The organism is Acidimicrobiia bacterium, assembly GCA_018057765.1.
Classification (GTDB): Bacteria; Actinomycetota; Acidimicrobiia; order IMCC26256; family JAGPDB01; genus JAGPDB01.
Genome location: JAGPDB010000008.1, coordinates 1 through 15,362, shown reverse-complemented (window position 1 = coordinate 15,362; position 15,362 = coordinate 1). Strand labels below are relative to the sequence as shown.

General features: G+C 36.0%; 19 protein-coding genes. 16 read left to right on the top strand and 3 right to left on the bottom strand.

All coding sequences use genetic code 11. The features are described from left to right. Window positions 1-65: 65 nt before the first annotated feature. The 5 genes from sucD (at window position 66) to KBF89_03985 (ending at window position 4,822) form a co-directional block, all read left to right on the top strand. The gene (gene sucD, locus KBF89_04005; GenBank protein MBP9115485.1) at window positions 66-947 is read left to right on the top strand and encodes a succinate--CoA ligase subunit alpha; all 882 of its coding nucleotides are present in this window, start codon (window positions 66-68) and stop codon (window positions 945-947) included. A gap of 144 nt (window positions 948-1,091) precedes the next feature. Next, on the top strand, window positions 1,092-1,634 hold the full coding sequence (locus KBF89_04000) for a DUF4190 domain-containing protein (protein MBP9115484.1): 543 nt from the start codon (window positions 1,092-1,094) through the stop codon (window positions 1,632-1,634). 120 nt (window positions 1,635-1,754) lie between these two features. After that, the gene (locus tag KBF89_03995; protein ID MBP9115483.1) at window positions 1,755-2,303 is read left to right on the top strand and encodes a phosphoribosylglycinamide formyltransferase; all 549 of its coding nucleotides are present in this window, start codon (window positions 1,755-1,757) and stop codon (window positions 2,301-2,303) included. A gap of 67 nt (window positions 2,304-2,370) precedes the next feature. Further along, window positions 2,371-3,900, top strand: coding sequence for a bifunctional phosphoribosylaminoimidazolecarboxamide formyltransferase/IMP cyclohydrolase (purH, locus tag KBF89_03990; GenBank protein MBP9115482.1), 1,530 nt, complete (start codon window positions 2,371-2,373; stop codon window positions 3,898-3,900). 67 nt (window positions 3,901-3,967) lie between these two features. Further along, window positions 3,968-4,822 carry a bifunctional 5,10-methylenetetrahydrofolate dehydrogenase/5,10-methenyltetrahydrofolate cyclohydrolase gene (locus tag KBF89_03985; GenBank protein ID MBP9115481.1) on the top strand — a complete coding sequence of 285 codons (855 nt, stop codon included), beginning with the start codon at window positions 3,968-3,970 and terminating at the stop codon, window positions 4,820-4,822. Here the strand turns inward: KBF89_03985 and KBF89_03980 are convergent. After that, window positions 4,819-5,388 (bottom strand): hypothetical protein, encoded by a 570-nt coding sequence (locus KBF89_03980; protein ID MBP9115480.1) that lies wholly within the window; start codon window positions 5,386-5,388, stop codon window positions 4,819-4,821. The genes KBF89_03985 and KBF89_03980 overlap by 4 nt on opposite strands. Window positions 5,389-5,537: 149 nt before the next feature. On the opposite strand from KBF89_03980, the gene KBF89_03975 reads away from it, so the two are divergent. The 5 genes from KBF89_03975 (at window position 5,538) to KBF89_03955 (ending at window position 9,125) form a co-directional block, all read left to right on the top strand. Beyond that, entirely contained in the window at window positions 5,538-5,792 is a 255-nt protein-coding gene (locus KBF89_03975; protein MBP9115479.1) for a hypothetical protein, read from the top strand. A gap of 38 nt (window positions 5,793-5,830) precedes the next feature. Then, entirely contained in the window at window positions 5,831-7,036 is a 1,206-nt protein-coding gene (gene icd, locus KBF89_03970) for an NADP-dependent isocitrate dehydrogenase (protein MBP9115478.1), read from the top strand. Window positions 7,037-7,119: 83 nt separating this feature from the next. Continuing rightward, the gene (locus tag KBF89_03965; GenBank protein MBP9115477.1) at window positions 7,120-7,635 is read left to right on the top strand and encodes a hypothetical protein; all 516 of its coding nucleotides are present in this window, start codon (window positions 7,120-7,122) and stop codon (window positions 7,633-7,635) included. Between the two features lie 35 nt (window positions 7,636-7,670). After that, on the top strand, window positions 7,671-8,600 hold the full coding sequence (gene mdh, locus KBF89_03960; protein ID MBP9115476.1) for a malate dehydrogenase: 930 nt from the start codon (window positions 7,671-7,673) through the stop codon (window positions 8,598-8,600). 78 nt (window positions 8,601-8,678) lie between these two features. Continuing rightward, window positions 8,679-9,125, top strand: a complete 447-nt coding sequence (locus KBF89_03955) for an MGMT family protein (GenBank protein MBP9115475.1) — start codon at window positions 8,679-8,681, stop codon at window positions 9,123-9,125. A gap of 17 nt (window positions 9,126-9,142) precedes the next feature. On the opposite strand, the gene KBF89_03950 is transcribed toward KBF89_03955, so the two are convergent. Together KBF89_03950 and KBF89_03945 are read right to left on the bottom strand one after the other, a co-directional pair. Further along, window positions 9,143-9,496, bottom strand: a complete 354-nt coding sequence (locus KBF89_03950; protein ID MBP9115474.1) for a rhodanese-like domain-containing protein — start codon at window positions 9,494-9,496, stop codon at window positions 9,143-9,145. A gap of 22 nt (window positions 9,497-9,518) precedes the next feature. Further along, a complete protein-coding gene (locus tag KBF89_03945; GenBank protein ID MBP9115473.1) occupies window positions 9,519-10,283 on the bottom strand; it encodes a PIG-L family deacetylase in 765 nt (254 codons plus the stop codon). A 59-nt stretch (window positions 10,284-10,342) separates the two neighbouring features. On the opposite strand from KBF89_03945, the gene xseA reads away from it, so the two are divergent. From xseA to KBF89_03915, 6 genes are read left to right on the top strand one after another with little or no spacing between them, the layout of a single operon-like run. Continuing rightward, entirely contained in the window at window positions 10,343-11,623 is a 1,281-nt protein-coding gene (gene xseA, locus KBF89_03940) for an exodeoxyribonuclease VII large subunit (GenBank protein MBP9115472.1), read from the top strand. After that, window positions 11,623-11,910, top strand: a complete 288-nt coding sequence (gene xseB, locus KBF89_03935) for an exodeoxyribonuclease VII small subunit (protein ID MBP9115471.1) — start codon at window positions 11,623-11,625, stop codon at window positions 11,908-11,910. The genes xseA and xseB overlap by 1 nt, the downstream gene beginning before the upstream one ends. A 12-nt stretch (window positions 11,911-11,922) precedes the next feature. Beyond that, window positions 11,923-12,303 (top strand): tRNA-binding protein, encoded by a 381-nt coding sequence (locus KBF89_03930; protein MBP9115470.1) that lies wholly within the window; start codon window positions 11,923-11,925, stop codon window positions 12,301-12,303. A gap of 23 nt (window positions 12,304-12,326) precedes the next feature. Further along, window positions 12,327-13,505, top strand: coding sequence for an MFS transporter (locus tag KBF89_03925; protein MBP9115469.1), 1,179 nt, complete (start codon window positions 12,327-12,329; stop codon window positions 13,503-13,505). 37 nt (window positions 13,506-13,542) lie between these two features. After that, window positions 13,543-14,484: a hypothetical protein gene (locus tag KBF89_03920; GenBank protein ID MBP9115468.1), complete on the top strand. Its 942-nt coding sequence runs from the start codon at window positions 13,543-13,545 to the stop codon at window positions 14,482-14,484. A gap of 4 nt (window positions 14,485-14,488) precedes the next feature. Further along, window positions 14,489-15,301, top strand: a complete 813-nt coding sequence (locus tag KBF89_03915; GenBank protein ID MBP9115467.1) for a GNAT family N-acetyltransferase — start codon at window positions 14,489-14,491, stop codon at window positions 15,299-15,301. Window positions 15,302-15,362 lie beyond the last annotated feature (61 nt).

Genomic DNA, 15,362 nt, shown 5'->3' with positions numbered 1-15,362 from the left:
AACTACAGAAACTACAGGGTCCGACCCTGTAGGAAACGGACATAAAAAAGAAAGAAATGAATAAAATGGGTATATTCGTAAATAAAGACACGAAAGTTATTTATCAAGGTCTGACTGGTAGTCAAGGATCATTCCATGGTTTGCGTAACCGTGATTATGGTACGCAAGTTGTTGCAGGTACAAATCCTAAAAAAGCTGGTGAAAACGTCGACGGAGTTCCGATATTTGCAACTGTAAAAGATGCTATGGACGCAACAGGAGCAACTGCTAGTTGTATTTTTATTCCTGCTCCTGGAGTTAAAGCTGCTGTATTAGAGGCCGCACAAGCTGGAATTGAATTTATTGTTGTAATTACAGAAGGTGTTCCGAGCCACGATGAAGCACAATTTTATAATCAAATTAAAAACGAATATCCAAACACTAAAATTCTTGGACCTAACTGTCCTGGAATTATTACACCCGGTGAATGCAATATTGGAATTATCCCCGGTGAGATAGCTATGACAGGCAACGTTGGTGTTGTTTCTCGTTCGGGTACCCTCACCTATCAAGCAGTACATGAATTAACTCAGCTTGGAATTGGCCAAACAACTTGTGTAGGTATCGGTGGCGACCCAGTACCTGGAGTTAGTCACATAGATTGTCTTGAGGCTTTTGAAGCAGACCCTGAAACTAAAGCTGTAATTATGATCGGTGAAATTGGTGGTACCGCAGAAGAAGAAGCAGCACAATATATTGCTGAGAAAATGACTAAACCGGTTGTTGCTTATGTTGCTGGTGTTACTGCGCCTGCTGGTAAAAAAATGGGACATGCTGGAGCGATAATTTCTGGTGGTAAAGGTACAGCTCAATCAAAAATGGATGCACTAACTAAAGCTGGAGCGACAGTAGTTATGAATCCAACTGAGATTGGTGCTGCTATGGCCAAAGTGCTAGAGAATATCTAAATCCTTGCAATTAATGCAAAGATATCTGTTGTTTTAATGTTTATTAGATTCTAAATGGCAATATAGAACTTTAATATTTGAACATCCACCAATAATAAATAAAAACTAGTTAAAGTTATAGTTAACTTTAAACGAAAGACTCTCATGGTAGATAACGATAATTTTGGTAATAATGAAAATCCTTGGGACAATGATCCTTCGAAAAATTCCACTCCTCCTCCGGTCCCACCTCCGCACACACCAGAACAGACTCCATCTGAGCCAACACAGCCTGTTCCTGCTGCACCTATAGCGCCTATACCACCGCAAACAGGTATGCCAACACCACCTCCGCCACCAAGTGCACCGGGTGTAGGTACATATTATGGAAATGCTCAAGGATATAATGTTTCTGGTCCGAAAAATGATGGACTATCAATTGCATCTATGATTATAGGTATTATTGGTCTTTTGGGTAGTTGCTGCTGGATCTTAGTATGGGTTCTTGATGTACTAGCAATCGTTTTGGGGCTAGTCGGCATGAAACGTATTAAGAAATCTAATGGTAGTGTTGTTGGTAAGGGCTTTGCTACTGCTGGACTTGTACTAGGTATCATTGGATTGGTTATCGCGATAATTATTGGAGTGCTTGTACTTATAAATAGTGACTCAAATGGATTTAATTATTATTATTCAACTAATAATTAAATAGTATAAATCATTTTTACTATCCAATACGTTTCGCTATTAGTCGTATAAATGTGAGAAAATGTATACATCGGAACATCGAATAATAAATCCAACTATGAAGATTTTGAATTTCCTAAAATTGCTGTGCTGATTTCAGGTTCGGGTTCAAATTTACAATCCATTATCGATGATGGTATCCCTGTTTCTTTGGTTATGTCCGATCGTCCTGATGTGTTTGGGTTAGAAAGAGCAAAAAAACTTAATATAAAAACAGTTGTAATTAATAAATCTCAATATAAGTCCAAACGTGAAGAGTTAACAAGAAAAATTGTAGAAGAACTAAAATCAAATGCTATTGAACTAATTGTATTAGCAGGGTTTATGACAATTCTTTCTAAAGATATCTTCGATGCTTATCCGAATCGTATATTAAATATTCATCCGAGTTTATTACCTAGCTTTAAAGGTGCTCATGCAGTGCAAAATGCTATCGATGAAGGAGTGCGTGTAAGCGGATGCACTGTTCATGTCGTAACAGAATTCGTTGATGATGGGCCAATACTTGCACAATCGACTGTTCCGGTTCTTGAAGATGATGATGAGGATTCGCTACATGAAAGAATCCAAAAAGAAGAACACCGTTTGTATCCTCAAACAATTCGACAATTTTGTAACTTGAATTATTAATTGGAGAATTTAAGCATAAAAAAGTGATATAAATTCAAGCATAAGACTAGAAAAGAAAGACATAATAATGACAGAAATACATGAAGTAAAACGAGCTCTAATATCTTGTTTCGATAAAACCGGAGTTGTAGATTTTGCTCGAGCTCTTAGTGATCTTGGTATAGAAATAGTTTCTAGTGGTGGAACAGCTCTCGAAATTGCTAATGCTGGTATAAAAGTTATCACTGTTGAAGATGTTACAGGTATGCCTATAATGCTAGAACATCGAGTTGTTACTTTGCATCCAAAAATTCATGGAGGTATTCTTGCTGATCTTGATAAAGAATCACACATGAATGATCTTGCTACTTTTGGTATTGAACCTTTTGGTATAGTGGTTGTAAATCTTTACCCTTTCGTAGAGAATCCTGGTATTGAAACTATCGATATAGGTGGGCCTGCAATGATTCGTGCAGCTGCTAAAAATCATGCACACGTTGGTGTTATAACTTCTCCGGATCAATATGGAGAAGTTTTAGATGAATTAAAGAATAATACAAATAAATTAAGTGATACTTTAAGAGCTAAATTAGCACGTGAAGCATTTGTTACTACTGCAAGTTTTGATGCAGCAATTGTCGAATGGATGTGTAATAACGAAACTAAAGACTCTGGTGATCTTCCCCAAAATATTGTTGTTGCTTTAGAGAAAAGAAGTACTTTGCGATACGGTGAGAATCCTCATCAAAAAGCTGCAATCTATGATCATATTAATCACGATCATTCCTGGCCACAAGAGATGGAAATACATCAAGGTAAAGCTTTGAGTTATATTAACTATCTTGATGTGCAAGCTGCATGGTCTTTAGTAAATGAATTTGAGGACATTGCTTGTGTTGTTGTTAAACACGCTAACCCATGTGGTGTTGCGACGGGTACAGATAATGACGATGCTTACAAGCGTGCATTTGCTTGTGATGATGTTTCTGCTTTTGGCGGAGTTGTTGCTTTGAATCGTGAACTTGATGCAGATACAGCTGAAACTATTGGAGGAAATTTTACAGAAGTTATTGTTGCCCCAAGTATTTCAAAAGAAGCCATGGACATTTGCGCAAAGAAAAAAAATATGCGAGTTATTTCTGCATCAAAGCCTAATAAAGTGGGTTGGGAATTAAAACATATTGATGGCGCATTTTTGTCACAAACCGCTGATGATTTTGCAGATCAAATTGATGATTGGAAAGTAGTTACAGAACGCCAACCTAGCGAAGCTGAATTAAAAGAAGCTAAGTTTGCATGGAAGGTCTGTGCAGCTACATCTTCAAATGCAATTGTAATTTCTAAAGATGGTCAAGCTGTTGGTATTGGTGCTGGACAACAAAGTAGGGTACATGCTGCAGAAATCTCTGCATGTAAAGCAGGCGTGCGAGGGCGCGGAGGAGTTTGTGCTTCTGATGCATTTTTCCCATTCCGTGATGGAATAGATGCTGCAGCTGTTAATGGTGTAGAGGTAGTTATACAGCCCGGTGGTTCAATGCGTGATGAAGAAGTAATAGCTGCTGCAAATGAGCATAATATTGCAATGATCTTTACTGGTACTCGACACTTTAGACATTAGTAGCTCGGCCTTAAGGGTCTGTTCTTGCATGGCTAGTTATCCACAGTTTAGAAGTTAGAATTAAAATATGACAGCAAAAATATTAAGCGGTAAAGATTTTTTAGAAGATGAAAAAGCGCGTTTAAAAATTCGTGTTGAAAAATTAAAAAACGATGGTATAGAGCCTGGCTTAGGAACAATACTTGTAGGTTCAGATCTTAATTCTCAAAGTTATGTTCGTAGAAAACATAAAGCGTGTGAAGAAGTTGGAATGACTTCGCATCATATTGAACTTGACGATAATGCAACTCAAGCGCAAGTTATCGCTGCAATTGAATTGATGAATGCCAACCCGAAAATTAATGCCTTTATAGTTCAGCTGCCGTTACCTAAACAATGTGACGAAGAGCAGGCTTTGTTGGCTATTGATCCAAAAAAAGATGCCGATGGTTTGCATCCTATTAATTTAGGAAAGCTAGTTATGGGAGTTAAGGCACCTCGCCCATGTACTCCTGTTGGTATCCAGTCGCTTCTGGCAGAAAATGGCGTATCGATTGCAGGCAAACACGTTGTGATTGTTGGACGCGGTTTAACAATTGGACGACCTCTTGCAAATCTCTTAACACTTAAAGAAGAAAACGCTAATGCCACTGTAACTATTGTTCATACAGGTTCGGACGATATTTCATATTATACAAAACAGGCCGATGTTATTGTCGCAGCAGTTGGAGTCCCAAATATTATTATGCCGGACATGATTAAACAAGGTGCTGTTCTTGTAAGTGCGGGGATGACGTTTGATGAGAATAGAGTACTTATCCCAGATATTAGTGAAGATTGTGCAGAAAAAGCATCATTTATGACACCACGTATTGGTGGGGTAGGACCAACAACCATCGCTATGCTGTTGCGTAATACTGTAGATGCGGCTGAAAAATCTTAAAATGGCAAACCAACAGCATCAGGTGCAATACCAGAGTTTAGAGGAATATTATCTAGTTTTGGAGGAGTCGGGAATTGTTCAGAGTCGCGATCTGACTTTAGCCATTCGGAAATACCATCTAAAAAGTTATGTACCTCGCCGTACATTTCTGTGGTAGTAGCTTTGCGTTCATAAGCCGCCATACCTTCACTAATAGTTGGACAAGACAAAAATTCCCCTGTGTGTCTTGAAGCCGTAGAAGCAATTAATTCTGTAGCAATTCCATTTTGATCTGTCATCGCTAGAATTTTAATGACCACACCTAAATTTGGATTTGAAGCTAATTCTTTAGAGTGGTTTTTAATCATCTCATTCAATACTTCTTCTAATCCTTGTGATTCTTCACGAAAATAAAGGACGCCAATAACATCTGGAAGCATAGGATCAGCAGCTAGCTCTTTACCGCGTTTCGAAGCAGTAACACGCAAAAGTTCTAACGCTTGTGCACCTTTAAGAAGGTGTGCTAAACAGCTGATTTCTGCGATAATTTCCGTAGTTGTATGCTGATTAATATCTTGAACGTCCATGTATTTTTAATTGTCACATAGTCTGACTAATAAGTAAAGCTACTATTTTGACTCTTTTGTATATATAGTATTGAAACATAATTATATAGAATAAAATTTCTTGAGATTATTCTGATATCAGCTCCAGAATGTGTAATAATATTTCTATAATGACGCAGGCTATTCCGACGACACCAGATTTACCCTTAACGGTAGAATTGATCACATGTGATCTCTGCAATCACGAATTTTCATATGACTCTAACATCATAGAAGTTAAAAATACCGCTTCTATCAAATGTCCTAGATGCGCATATAATCAAACAACAGTTTCTAAACCGCGAGTTCAAGATATTGTTACATTTATTGTTCCTGTAGCTTTGGTCTATATTTTTACAATTTCTCTTTTACTAATTAACCGATAGTGTACATTGGCAATATGTTGTTGCGCTAAACTTAAAGCATGCCTAATTCTTTAACTCTAAATGACGACCTAACTCTAAATGTACCTGATGATCCGATCATCCCATATATTGAAGGCGATGGTATTGGTATTGATATTTGGCCTGCTGCTCAAGCTGTGTTTGACGCTGCTATAAAAAAATGTTTTGGTGATACGAAAAAAGTTGAGTGGCTAAAAGTATTAGCAGGACAAAAAGCATTTGATGAAACTGGTGAATGGTTGCCTGGCAGTACTATTGAGGCATTTGAAAAATATTTAGTAGGAATTAAAGGACCGCTCACAACTCCTGTAGGTGGTGGCATAAGATCGCTCAATGTTGCAATACGACAAATTTTAGATCTATATGTTTGTCTTCGACCTGTTAAGTATTTCGAAGGTGTTCCTAGCCCTGTTAAGAAACCGCAAGATGTCGATATGGTTATTTTTCGTGAGAACACAGAAGATATTTATGCAGGTTTAGAACTTGAAGCCAATACTCCACAAGCTGTCAAGCTTATTGAATATTTACATGATACTTTTAATTGGGATATACGGGATGGTTCTGGTGTAGGGGTAAAACCTATTAGCGAATTTGGTTCTAAACGTTTAATTCGAGCTGCATATCAATATAGTATTGCTCGTGGTCGCAAAAATGTTGCACTAGTTCATAAAGGTAATATTCAAAAATTTACAGAAGGCGCATTTATGCGTTGGGGCTATGACCTACTCAAAGAAGAATTTAGTGATACTCACGTTTCTTGGGAGGATTGTGGGGGCGATCCTGGAGATAAAATTCTTGTACAGGATGTCATTGCTGATAATTGTTTTCAACAAACTTTATTGAACCCTAAACAATTTGATGTTTTGGCTACCTGTAATTTAAATGGCGATTATCTATCTGATGCTTTGGCTGCTCAAGTTGGCGGTATTGGTATTGCTCCTGGTGGAAATATAAACTACACAACTGGTCATGGGGTATTTGAGGCTACTCATGGTACTGCTCCTAAGTATGCCGGACAAAATAAGGTTAATCCTGGTTCTGTAATTTTGTCAGGTGTAATGATGTTCGAACATTTAGGATGGGATGATGTGGCTAGTACTATAACAACGGCTCTAGAGCGAACTATTGTCGATAGGGTAGTTACATATGATTTTGCGCGCGCAATGGATGAAGCTAGCGAAGTAGGCACATATGAGTTTGGTCAAGCTATGATTGAAAGAATGTAACTGAACATTAATAAATTTGATTAAACAATATATCCTAATTAGAATAAAGCTATCGAAACGGTCAATTAAGGGTTATAGTGTTAATGCAAGATGAAAAAAGGCATATAATCACCTATGGCGACGATGAAGTTAAACTTCTAAATTGTATCAAGGAAAAAATGGGTTCTTTTAGCAATAAAGAATTGATAGAACTCTCGAGATTAATCCAAACTATAGGGAAGCCAAACGATAATTTACTCCGCAATATAATAGCAATTGCAGGTCTTCAAGTTTTGCTGGAAAGAAGTGTTGGTTTTGAAGAAGGTATTGAGGTTTATTTAAATAATTTATTAAGAAATAGGTTTGAGTTTGATGAAAACTTGGAAACAGTTTTTAAAGATCCCTTAGGCGAATTAGGACTTGTAGTCGCTAATAGCATAACAGGTGCTGGAATTGAAACAGATTTTCAAACAAATATATTCGGTATAGAAGTTGATTGCTTTATTGATATGCGTGATTTAACAGTATCGCCACGTTTAGATGATACACCTTTGGGAGGAACTCTATTTGATGGAAACCTAGTGGACACACAAATAGTATTAGATGGATTGTTCCATTAGAATTTATTTATAAATAATTCTATATAGGAGATAAAATGAAAATTACAGTTGTTGGTGCGGGTTTTTATGGTTCTACAACAGTTCAAAGAATTGCTGAAGCAAATTATGCACAAGAAGTGGTGATGGTTGATATCCTCGAAGGTAAACCACAAGGTTTAGCTTTAGATATGAATCAAGCACAATCAATTGAAGGCTTTCAAACAAATATTATTGGTACAAATTCATATGAAGAGACTGCCGATTCTGACATATGTGTGATTACAGCTGGAATGCCTCGCAAGCCAGGGATGAGTCGTATGGATCTACTTGAAGTAAATGCAGGTATTGTTTCCGATGTTACCGAGAAACTATCTGGTGTATCACCAAATGCTGTTTTAATTGTTGTCTCTAATCCACTTGATGAAATGACAGCACTTGCATCAGCTGTTTCTGGTTTTGATAAATCAAAAGTTATGGGTCAAGCTGGAATGTTAGATACTGCGCGTTTTAAATATTTTGTTGCACAAAAATGTGGAGTGCCGGCAAATAAAATTGAGGCAATGACTTTGGGTAGCCACGGTGACACTATGGTTCCTGTTCCTTCATTAGTAAAAGTAGATGGCAAAGCATTAACTGATGTTTTAAGCAATGAAGAAATCGATCAACTAGTTCAACGTACACGCGACGGTGGCGCTGAAATTGTTGGATTACTAAAAACTGGTTCTGCTTATTATGCACCAAGTGCTGCTGCTGCGAGAATGGTTCAAGCAGTTGCGCAAGATACTAAAGAACAAATGCCTGTATGCGCTTACATGAATGGTGAATACGGAATAAACGATGTTTATCTAGGTGTTCCTGCAGTAATTGGTCGTAGTGGTGTAGAAAAAGTTGTTGAACTTGATTTAGCTGAAGATGAAAAGCAAGATCTATTAAATGCTGCTAAAGCTGTTGGTGAGAAACAAGCTGACATTAAGCAATTCGTTTAGTAAATGTCATTTTTTGCAAATACTCCAATAGGCTCAATTGAGATTGTTACACAAAATGGCCGTGTTGTTGAATTTGTTATGCCAGGTTGGCAAGGCTCTTATCGCAGAGAAGAAGATGATATCTCTCTAAAAAGACAACAAGATATTATTGATTCAGTTATGGATTATTTTTCTGGTGGTTCAAAAAAAGAAGTTGAAATCGCATGGAAAAATATGATCAAAGTTTGTGGTATCGATCTAAAAGATGTTGCGGGCAATGGTACATTTACTTACAGAGTCTATGACACGCTATTAAAAGATGTACCAAGCGGAACAACTATCTCGTATCAAGAACTTGCTGCATTGGCTGGTAACGAAAAGGCAGCGCGTGCAGTTGGAACAGCAATGCGCAAGAATCCTTTGCCTCTATTGATCCCCTGTCATCGCGTGGTGCGAGCTAGTGGTGAATTGGGTGGATATATGGGTATGGATGAAACTGGCCTTAAAGTCAAGCGCTGGCTTCTCGATAACGAAAGCGCCCGTTAGCATCAACGACACTAAAATTATAAGACAGTTGGTTCTTCGCCGTTTTCAGATATGAAGGGAAGTTCTTCGCTATACCAATCCAGTGAACCACCTGAAACATTTCTTACATTATAACCAGCACTAGCCAAAAATTCGGTTGCTTGACCTGAACGGCCTCCACTTTTACATATAATATGTATTTCATCATTTTTGTCTAATTCAATATATCTTTCGTTGAGTTCACTCAAGGGAATATTAATAGCACCTTGTACATGTCCCGCTTCGAACTCTTCGATCTCGCGTACGTCGAGCAAAAGCGCTCCAGTTAATAAGGCTACATAAGTTTCTTTAACACCTACTGCGCTATTTTTACGATTATTAATAATACTCATATGTTTTCCTTTAATATAATTATCAAATACAATATTTCAAAAGTGAGTTCGATCTCGAATCCTCATTGAAACCGATGAACCACTCATAACCGTATACCGCTCTAAATTGATCGTTATTTAGAATTAAAGCTGACGAAGTATCGTCAATCTGGCTCGCATGTGCTTTCATTGCTTTTCTTTTCTCGGCTAGTGCATCGTTAACTGATATCGTGTGAGCAATTTCAACACTAGACATTCCCAAAGTCGTTCTGGCTAAATCTAATGTAGAGGCATGTGCAATATTTGCCTCTTCTACTAAATGAGTTTCAACAAAATGTAAATATTCTCGATCGACAGTTGTATTATAAAATTCTTTAACCAAGATTGATGATGCAACCCCTACTAAATGGGCTTGAAGATGATCAGGATGTCCATAAATGCCATACTCATCATCACAAATAAAAACGTCTATAGATTTACTTTCTATAAAAAAATTAAGCTTTTTAGATGCTTCATCTATATCGCACTTAGCAAAAGCATTTTCTGGGAAATCATCTTTATCTAAACCTGAATCATGATATCCCAAAAATTCAAATGAGCTTACGTTTAAAATCTTACACGCATTTTGAGATTCTTCAAATCTTGTATCTAGAATATTCTGTTCACTATTTAATTTTTTCCCTAGCTCACCTCCAGTTGCAAAAACAACGTGCACATTATGTCCGTCATTAGCTAGTTTTTTGATTGTTCCACCAGTAAAAATAGCTTCATCATCAGGGTGTGCATGTAAAAAAAGGAAATTCGTCATATTGGGTACTTGATTCTAGCTGGCTTTAAAATCTACTTATCTCTAAGTATAATGTTTTAATGCCTTTTAGTACAGAAATTGATCGATTTGTAGACGATGATTCTATTGCAGTGAATGATCGCACTTTTTCTGTAAAAGAAATCAACGAAGCAATCTCATTAGCAGTATCTACTTCTTTTCCAGATGAAGTTTGGGTTAAAGGTGATGTTCAAAAACTACGTTTCCATACTAGCGGACATATATATTTTGATCTAGTCGATTCTGGTACTAAGGCCTCAAGCCCTAGTGTAATTCCTTGTACCTTACTGAAATGGCAAGCACAAAAGATCAAAGCTAATTTGCGTGAAATATTAGCTGAAGATCGTGAAGTTCGTATAAAAGTACGTCCAGATTTTTATGCACCGTTCGGCAAAATGTCATTACATGTTAGTGATGTAGATACACAATTTTCTTTAGGCCAAATTGCTATAGCTCGCCGGGAACTCTTGATGAAACTTCACAACGAAGGTATATTAAAAGCAAATACTCAACTTGAGCTTAGTGGATTTCCTTTGAAGCTTATACTGATCACTTCTGTGGGTTCTGCTGCTCATGCTGATGTATTAGATCAGTTAAAACAAAGTGAAATTGGCTTTAATGTTAAAGTTATAAATGCTTTGATGCAGGGTAGTGAAGCGCCAGACTCTGTTGCACGTGCATTTGAACTGGCAAATAAAATAGATGGAGATATTATTTTACTGTGTCGAGGTGGTGGATCAAAAGCTGATTTAGCTACATTCGATACTGAGAAGGTTGCACGTTCAATTATTGCTGCGAACAAGCCGGTACTCACAGGCTTGGGTCATCAAATAGATATTTCAGTAGCCGACGAAACTGCATTTATCCATTTAAAAACACCTACAGCATGTGCACAATATATTATTGAAATGATACAAACTTCAATTTCTAATATGCTTTCGCTAAAGGAATCTATCGATACGACTTCACTAGATAGAATATTTACTAGCGAGACAAGGCTTGCAAATATTTCTCAAAAGTTAGGTGAGGTAAATTATCTTCTAGATAAATCATCAGAAGGGTTAAAATCTATAGCACTTTTAATTAAAGACAAAGTTTCTAATATATTTGATAGAGATACACAAAACTTACTTGCATTAAAGAAACTTATACATGCACATGATCCTATGCGAGTTGTAGAACGAGGTTATTCTTTAACGCTAAATGATAAAGGTAAGGTTATATCAAGTATTGATGATATTGAAAACAACGAAAATATAACAACAAGATTAAGTGATGGAGAAATCATTTCAACTGTTAAAGAAAAGAAAGAAAATAAGTAATGACACCAACAAAAACAAAACAAAACAAAGATATTTCTTATAAAGATGCGATGGCTGAATTAGAAACCATTGTTTCGAAGGTTGAAGATAGAGGTGTTGATATAGATGAGCTTGCACAAAATGTTAAGCGCGCACATGAGCTAATTACACTATGTCAAAAAAGAATTGAGGCAGTACGTTTTGAAGTTGAAAATGTTATGGAAAATAGTCAAAGTAAAGCATCTAATGGCATTGTAAACGAAGTCGAAGAATCCAACGATAGCAATACTAGCAACGAACTATTTTAAGAGGGTAATTTCATGATTGAGTCAGATTTAATATCTTATGAAGATTTTGAAAAGGTAAAAATTTGTGTAGGAAAAATACTAGAAGCTAATGAATTTCCACAAGCTAAAAAACCGGCCTATAAATTAGCCATAGATTTTGGATCAGAAATTGGTGTAAAAAAATCTTCTGCACAAATAACAGATTTGTATACTCCTGAAACGTTAATTGGTAAATATGTATTAGCTGTTGTTAACTTTCCACCACGCCAAATTGGCCCATTCATATCAGAAGTATTAACTCTTGGTTTAGCAACGACCAAACCAGGCAATGTGAATCAGGGTATTTCGGGTGGAGGCTTATTAACACTAGTATCTCCAGAACATGAACCAGTATTAGGCGCACAACTATATTAAAAAGTCTAGGATCTTAGTTAGCTATGGTAAAAACAAGAATTAAATTTGCTGCATATATTGCAAATACTTTCGACAGCCCAAGTTTTCATATTCCAATTATATTATTTTATGGAAATCAATATTTGGGATTAACAATAACGACTACTTTACTTGCATTTTACGGAGTAAATTTTCTCACTGCCTTTTTCGAGATCCCTGCGGGAGCCTTTGGCGATAGATATGGAAGAAAAATATCTTATATTTTAGGGATAATTTTATTATTAGTTGGGTATGGTATTTGGCTATTGCGCATTCCAACTTATTGGTATTTTATTGGTTCAGCAATTGCTGGTCTGGGAAATGCTTTCAGGTCGGGTTCTATTGACGCAATGGTATATGAGGAAAGCCACTTAGCTAATGCTATGGATTTATATGATGGATTTCGTTCTAAATCAAAAGCTTGGTACTATGTATTTCGAATTGTAGCAATGCCGTTAGGATCTTATTTATTTACGGTATCGCCAACTTTGCCAATGCTCTTAACCATAATTACCATCTTTTGTTCTGGATTAAGTGTCATATTTATTCCTGACAATAATGTTACTCCAGAAGAAAAAAGTGCATTCTTGTTAATGTTTGCTACATTTAAAAAAATCTTATCTAATAAAGAGTCTGTGCTTTTTATCTTAGTGATTTTTTCTATGGGTGCGATCGGTGATTTTGCTTGGAGATTATTTCAAGTTATATATAAAACTAGTAATCTCAATATTGCTTATATCGGTATCTTTTATGGGGTTACTTCAATATTTAGTACCTATGGTTCTTTAAAATTTGGTAAACGTTCAAAACGTGATGATGTAATTAAACTATCAATACTCACATATTTTATTACTACCTGCACTGTAACGGTCTTGGCGGTATTCTTAAACATCTGGGTAGCTTTAGTAGTTGTAATCATTCAATCCATTTCATTTGCATTGCCTGAGACTTCAATACAAACATATTTACAAACCAAATCTGAAAGATTTGAACAAGCAACTATTTTGTCAATAACTTCATTTGTATTCTTTTTCGGTCTATCGGTTAGTGATGTTTTGGCAGGAATTTCTATTTCCATATTTGGTCTTCAAGGAGCATTTATCTTTAACGCGACATTATGTTTAGTTATTACAATGATTTTTGTTCCAAAATTATTTAAAACCTTGAAAGTAGATTCGCACTAGGCTGTTGCTCGAATTAAATTTACACTAAAGTGTAATCATGAAACTTTTTGCTTTAGACCCACTTTGGAATGAACTATTTAATGATACTCACGGAGAATTACTCAAGAATGCGGGTTTAGAGCTAGAGGTAATTTCTGAAATAGTGCCTATGCAGGAAATTGAATCTCTATATGAAGGTGACCAAGATCGCATTTTGTTAATTAATCCAGATTTTGTTGGCTGGAGTATAACTACTGATGATTATAAAAATATACCTAATTTGAAAGGAATTGTCTTAGAATCTACATCATTTAGTTATGTTGATACATCATATGCCGATGAAAAAGGAATCCCTGTAGCTAACATTCGTAATTTTGTCACAGAGTCAGTTGCTGAATGGACAATGATGATGATGCTAGCGACTGCTAGAAAAATCCCTCTAATGTTAAAGGCTGGTTTCCCACTGAATTTTGGTTCTGACTTTATTACTTATAAGGGTTTTGATCTAAAAGACAAAACTATTGGAATAATAGGTCTTGGAAATATAGGAAGTGCCCTTGGAGCTTTGGCTCAGGGTATTGGCATGAATGTTAAATATTGGTCAAAGTCAACTCGAAGTGCTTCATATCAATATTGTGAACTTGATGAGATCTTTAGTTCTTGTGATGTAGTTGTTCCTGTGATGGCTTCAAATGATGATACAAATAAACTGATCAGCGATAAGCACATATTGTCTATGAAAAATGATGCTATTTTTATAGCAGTAACTCATAGAGATTATAATCATGATCTACTTTTAAAGCGTGTTGCTAATAATGAATTATTTGGTTATGCCTTCGAAGATGAAACTCCAGAAAATTTTAATAAGTATGATGGAAATGTTTGGGCAGCACCACAATATGCTTGGACAACTGATAATTCACTAAGAAATAGTATGGATAAATCAATTGAAGCAGTGGTATCAATGGCTAAAGGCGATATTCCAAATAAAGTTAATTAAATAAATGGAGTATCTAAAACTAATCAGGGTTGACAGTCCTGATGATCCATTAGTAATACAATTTGCAAGATTAGATAAGCAGATTTTTGAAGCTACAGTGACTCCATTTAGTACTGATGATTTTATTTCATTTTTAAAAACCGGAGCTGTACTTTTTGGCCATGTTAATATAAATAATAAACTGGTTAGCGAATCAACCATTTTATTTAATCACACTGATATTTTAGGTACTAAGTTTCACAGTAACTTTCCGCTTGAGTACGCTTTACTCGAAGCAGATGCAGTGGATGAAGGCTATAGAGGCAGTGGTCTACAAAAAGAACTTTTACACAAACGTATCGAAATGGCCAAAGAGCACGATACTGCAGTTTTGTGTTCAACAATTAAACACCAAAACCTGCCAAGTATTAAAAGCTATTTGTCTTGTGGTTTTATACTGGCTGTTGATGCACCAGGGTTTTTTGGAGATGGCATTAAAAATGACAGGTTACTATATGTTAATGATCTAAATTTTCCGAACGATTTTAATAAATATATAAGTTCAAATGATGATGAGGTTAAATATGATGACAGCCAAATTGATGAATTGATATCAAGAAATAATACTAATTTCTTACTAAAAGTAGAATACAGCGATGATCCTAATGAAAATTTTAATCGTCAAATATCAAAATTAATTCAAAACAATTATATTGGTATTGGATTTGTGTCATCTGCCAATACATATGCAGTTCGTTTTATCCATCTAGATATATTGCCAAAACATATTGCAGATGCAATTAAATTCCGGCAAACACAAATTAAAAACCTGCTCTAATTTAACTTTGGCTAGCTTTTGCCCTATTCTTTAATTGTGCTTTTGCATAATCTTTATTCAT

Bases quoted from the DNA above. Each gene is read 5' to 3' on its own strand.
- purH (MBP9115482.1), top strand. From the start codon at position 2,371: ATGACAGAAATACATGAAGTAAAACGAGCTCTAATATCTTGTTTCGAT.
- KBF89_03920 (MBP9115468.1), top strand. From the start codon at position 13,543: ATGAAACTTTTTGCTTTAGACCCACTTTGGAATGAACTATTTAATGAT.
- icd (MBP9115478.1), top strand. From the start codon at position 5,831: ATGCCTAATTCTTTAACTCTAAATGACGACCTAACTCTAAATGTACCT.
- mdh (MBP9115476.1), top strand. From the start codon at position 7,671: ATGAAAATTACAGTTGTTGGTGCGGGTTTTTATGGTTCTACAACAGTT.
- KBF89_03915 (MBP9115467.1), top strand. From the start codon at position 14,489: ATGGAGTATCTAAAACTAATCAGGGTTGACAGTCCTGATGATCCATTA.
- KBF89_03950 (MBP9115474.1), bottom strand. From the start codon at position 9,496: ATGAGTATTATTAATAATCGTAAAAATAGCGCAGTAGGTGTTAAAGAA.
- KBF89_03965 (MBP9115477.1), top strand. From the start codon at position 7,120: ATGCAAGATGAAAAAAGGCATATAATCACCTATGGCGACGATGAAGTT.
- xseB (MBP9115471.1), top strand. From the start codon at position 11,623: ATGACACCAACAAAAACAAAACAAAACAAAGATATTTCTTATAAAGAT.
- KBF89_04000 (MBP9115484.1), top strand. From the start codon at position 1,092: ATGGTAGATAACGATAATTTTGGTAATAATGAAAATCCTTGGGACAAT.
- KBF89_03985 (MBP9115481.1), top strand. From the start codon at position 3,968: ATGACAGCAAAAATATTAAGCGGTAAAGATTTTTTAGAAGATGAAAAA.
- KBF89_03980 (MBP9115480.1), bottom strand. From the start codon at position 5,388: ATGGACGTTCAAGATATTAATCAGCATACAACTACGGAAATTATCGCA.
- KBF89_03975 (MBP9115479.1), top strand. From the start codon at position 5,538: ATGACGCAGGCTATTCCGACGACACCAGATTTACCCTTAACGGTAGAA.
- KBF89_03945 (MBP9115473.1), bottom strand. From the start codon at position 10,283: ATGACGAATTTCCTTTTTTTACATGCACACCCTGATGATGAAGCTATT.
- xseA (MBP9115472.1), top strand. From the start codon at position 10,343: ATGCCTTTTAGTACAGAAATTGATCGATTTGTAGACGATGATTCTATT.
- KBF89_03955 (MBP9115475.1), top strand. From the start codon at position 8,679: ATGCCAGGTTGGCAAGGCTCTTATCGCAGAGAAGAAGATGATATCTCT.
- KBF89_03925 (MBP9115469.1), top strand. From the start codon at position 12,327: ATGGTAAAAACAAGAATTAAATTTGCTGCATATATTGCAAATACTTTC.
- KBF89_03930 (MBP9115470.1), top strand. From the start codon at position 11,923: ATGATTGAGTCAGATTTAATATCTTATGAAGATTTTGAAAAGGTAAAA.
- sucD (MBP9115485.1), top strand. From the start codon at position 66: ATGGGTATATTCGTAAATAAAGACACGAAAGTTATTTATCAAGGTCTG.